The following is a 2,058-nucleotide window of genomic DNA, read 5'->3' as shown; positions in this document are numbered from 1 at the left end:
ACGTTACCGGACCCGACGCAAATTCGTGACGCATCAGGGTTCACCCACTTCCCCCGCCGATGATGTACTGCAACCGGACCTCGACGCCGCCGTTGCACTTGCCAACGCCGCCACGCGTGCGGCGGCGCCGATGCCGCCGCGCTGTCATTGCTGCGGCGGCCCGCTGCCGCAGCTGGTGCGAACCGGCTTCGTGCGCCGCCGTAGTTCTCGTCGTGCCTATCCCGAAGGCAAGCCCTTCGGCCGTCGCTTAGATCGTGGAGATCCCGATGACGATTCCGGTTGAACTCGAGGCGCAAATCCTGCGCCTGTATCACGCCGAGAAGTGGCCGTGCGGCACGATCGCGAAGCAGTTGCGCGTACACCGCGAAACAGTGCAGCGGGTGCTCACCCGTGCTGGGTTGCCGCGGATCGGTCCGGTGTCGAAGCCGTCAATGATCGAGCCGTATCTGCCGTTCATCCGGCGGACGTTGGAGAAATATCCTTCACTGACGGCCAGCCGTCTTTACTTCATGGTTCGCGAGCGCGGCTACAAGGGCGCACCGGACCACTTCCGGCATCTGATCTCGCTGCACCGCCCCAGGAAGCCCGCTGAGGCCTTCCTGCGACTGCGGACATTGCCGGGTGAACAAGCACAGGTCGATTGGGGGCACTTCGGCTACATCGAGATTGGCCGTGCGCGCCGACCGCTGATGGCGTTCGTGATGGTGCTCTCGTACTCGCGCGACCTCTATCTGCGCTTCTTCCTTGACGCGCGCATGGAGAACTTCCTACGCGGACACATCGGCGCGTTTAACACGTGGTGCGGCCTGCCGAGGGTTCTGCTGTACGACAACCTCAAGTCGGCAGTGCTCGAGCGCGCCGGCGACACGTGCAGCGCAAGGATACGCTCGTGCAACCGCACCGACTCGACACCTACGATCAACTGACTGCGGAGGAAAAGGATGACGTCGATCCCGAACAACAATGAGATGCTGCGTATGCGCGCCAAGGCACTGCGTCTGAACGGTCTCGTCGAGCACTGGTCCGAGGTGGACGGCTCCGCGTGGCTCGCGCCGCTGCTGCAATGGGAAGAGGACGAGCGCACGCAGCGTTCGCTGCAGCGACGTATCCGTGCCGCGAAACTGGGCAAGTTCAAGATCCTGACCGACTTCGACTGGGGCTGGCCCAAGCGAATCGATCGAATGGCCGTCGAGGAACTGATGTCGCTCTCGTTCCTCGACGACGCGACCAACGTCGTGTTCATCGGCCCGAACGGCGTCGGCAAGTCGACGCTCGCGCAGAACGTGGCGCACCACGCGCTCATCCAGGGGCGCACGGTACTGTTCAAGTCGGCCAGCGAAATGCTCGGCGAGCTCGCGGCACTGGACAGCGACTCGGCGTTGCGCCGGCGTTTGCAGCACTATGCCACGCCGGACATCCTGGTGATCGACGAGGTCGGCTACCTGTCGTACTCGAACCGCCATGCGGACCTGCTGTTCGAGCTCGTCAGCCGTCGATACGAAAAACGCTCGACCATCGTAACGACCAACAAGCCGTTCAAGGAGTGGTCGGACGTGTTCCCGAACGCGGCCTGCGTGGTGTCGCTGGTCGACCGCCTCGTGCATCGCGCCGAAGTGATCTCGATCGAGGGCGAGTCGTACCGGCTCAAGGAAGCGCGCGAGCGTAACGAGGCACGGGCCCGGCAGCGCAAAACCAGCAGGCCCGTGGCGAAGAAGGCGGCAACATCATGAGCAGCGCACCGCTGTTGCCTTCGGGACGCCGGCGCGGTCTACCGTTCGTCGTGCCCGACGACTGGACGCCCGAGCAGGCGCTGGCCGTGTTCGAGTTGCTCGATGACCTGCTTGCCACGATCACCGACTTCTACGGCGTTCAGCTCCACGAACAACTGCGTGAGCTGCGCGCGTCACGAGACGTCCGCACACGAAAACACGACCCGCCATTCTGAACGACGACGCCAACGCATCACGTCAAAGGGGCCCTCGATGGGCCCCTTCGTACTTGAGCGAATTACTCAGCATTGCGCCGCCGTTTAAGTGCGGTTTTACATCGCCATCAACA

At 63.5% G+C, this 2,058-nt stretch carries 4 protein-coding genes; all 4 read left to right on the top strand.

The window, feature by feature from the left end; translation table 11 throughout:
• Positions 1-283: hypothetical protein (locus tag WS62_RS37905; protein ID WP_231748201.1), on the top strand; the 283-nt coding region annotated here is incomplete at its 5' end.
• Complete coding sequence (locus WS62_RS05765; RefSeq protein ID WP_442855063.1) at positions 267-926, top strand: helix-turn-helix domain-containing protein; 660 nt, start codon at positions 267-269, stop codon at positions 924-926. The genes WS62_RS37905 and WS62_RS05765, both read left to right, overlap by 17 nt.
• A gap of 15 nt (positions 927-941) precedes the next feature.
• Positions 942-1,730, top strand: coding sequence for an IS21-like element helper ATPase IstB (istB, locus tag WS62_RS05760; RefSeq protein WP_066568851.1), 789 nt, complete (start codon positions 942-944; stop codon positions 1,728-1,730).
• Entirely contained in the window at positions 1,727-1,945 is a 219-nt protein-coding gene (locus tag WS62_RS05755) for a hypothetical protein (protein WP_066568849.1), read from the top strand. Before istB ends, WS62_RS05755 begins: the two co-directional genes overlap by 4 nt.
• The last annotated feature ends 113 nt before the right edge of the window (positions 1,946-2,058 follow it).

Source organism: Burkholderia sp. ABCPW 14 (assembly GCF_001523835.1).
Lineage (GTDB): Bacteria > Pseudomonadota > Gammaproteobacteria > Burkholderiales > Burkholderiaceae > Burkholderia > Burkholderia mayonis.
The sequence above is the reverse complement of the archived record's forward strand: the minus strand, read 5'-3'. Positions and strand labels throughout refer to the sequence as shown.

What these genes read in the sequence shown, in the direction of transcription:
- WS62_RS05765 (WP_442855063.1), top strand. Translation starts at nt 267, where the DNA reads ATGACGATTCCGGTTGAACTCGAGGCGCAAATCCTGCGCCTGTATCAC.
- istB (WP_066568851.1), top strand. Translation starts at nt 942, where the DNA reads ATGACGTCGATCCCGAACAACAATGAGATGCTGCGTATGCGCGCCAAG.
- WS62_RS05755 (WP_066568849.1), top strand. Translation starts at nt 1,727, where the DNA reads ATGAGCAGCGCACCGCTGTTGCCTTCGGGACGCCGGCGCGGTCTACCG.